Source organism: Streptococcus sp. HSISS2, from assembly GCF_000448665.1.
GTDB classification, from domain to species: domain Bacteria; phylum Bacillota; class Bacilli; order Lactobacillales; family Streptococcaceae; genus Streptococcus; species Streptococcus raffinosi.
In genome coordinates this window covers 1,570,991-1,572,217 of the sequence record NZ_CM002133.1, presented here as the reverse complement: position 1 = coordinate 1,572,217, position 1,227 = coordinate 1,570,991, and the positions used below count along the sequence as shown (strand labels likewise).

General features: G+C 38.1%; 1 protein-coding gene and 1 pseudogene. One reads left to right on the top strand and one right to left on the bottom strand.

All coding sequences use genetic code 11. From position 1 onward, the window contains the following. A pseudogene (locus HSISS2_RS07025) lies at positions 1–403 on the top strand (hypothetical protein); the annotation flags it as partial. 207 nt (positions 404–610) lie between these two features. On the opposite strand, the gene HSISS2_RS07020 reads toward HSISS2_RS07025, so the two are convergent. Next, a partial coding sequence (locus tag HSISS2_RS07020; protein ID WP_042767070.1) for an IS110 family transposase occupies positions 611–1,227 on the bottom strand: 617 nt, incomplete at its 5' end.

The following is a 1,227-nucleotide window of genomic DNA, read 5'->3' as shown; positions in this document are numbered from 1 at the left end:
TCAAGTTATCAATGGACAACACCTCTACTTTAAAGAAGATGGAAGTCAAGTTAAAGGTGGCGTTGTTAAGAATGCAGATGGTACCTATAGCAAGTACGATGCTGCAACAGGTGAACGTTTGACTAATGAATTCTTCACAACAGGTGATAACAATTGGTATTATGTTGGTTCTAATGGTAAGACAGTAACTGGTGAAGTTAAAATCGGTGCTGATACCTATTACTTCGCTAAAGATGGTAAACAAGTAAAAGGACAAACGGTAACTGCTGGCAATGGTCGTATTAGCTATTACTATGGTGATAGTGGTAAGAAAGCCATCAGCACATGGATAGAAATCCAACCAGGAATCTACGTTTACTTTGATAAGACTGGTATTGCTTACCCACCTAGAGTGTTAAACTAATAGATTGAAAAGGAGAACTTCGGTTCTCTTTTTCTACCATTTGCCAAGTCTATCAAGGCTTTAAGTAAAAAAGAGATAAGATAGTGGCTATTCTGAGGTTACTGTCTTATTTTTAACACTTTTTGATCCATAAATGGGCATGCTAAAAAAACACCTCATCTGGTATTTTTTGAAACAAGGTGTTACCATAATACGGCATAGACAGCCTTATCGATTTTGGGTCAAAGAGTAATCGTAAAGTTTGTTATGCGTAATGAGGTAATACATTGTTCGAATGAGACGATGTATAGAGGAAATCGTATGTGGCTTAGTTGAAGCTATTGTCGATTGTCTGTTTCGTTTCTCATAGAAATCTGCGATATGACAAGGATTGGTATGGCTAGCTGAAGCGATATTGCGAATAGATTTGTACAGAATTTTTCTTGCACAAGGATTCCCACGCTTAGTAATATGCTCTTGACCTAGGAAATCTCCCGACTCATAGTGTTTGAGATCAATACCGATAAAAGCGTTGATTTGATTAGCAGACGTAAAGCGACGAATGTCTCCTAATTCGCCAATAACGCTTGTACCCGTTGTCTCTGCGATGCCAGGAATAGAGAGAAGAATCACATATTCAGGTAGAGGTTTAGCTAACTCTATCAACTGTTCTAAAACTTGTTCTCGACGGCTTGTCAACCTTATAAGTTTCTGTGCATTATACTTAACCTCTTCTATTATAGGAGAGGTTTTTGAAATGGCAGAATAAGATTGCTTTACCAGTCCAACTAGCTTCTCAGCCAAGTTACCTACTCTGTTCTCTGAAATGCGTTTAGAGGTTGACT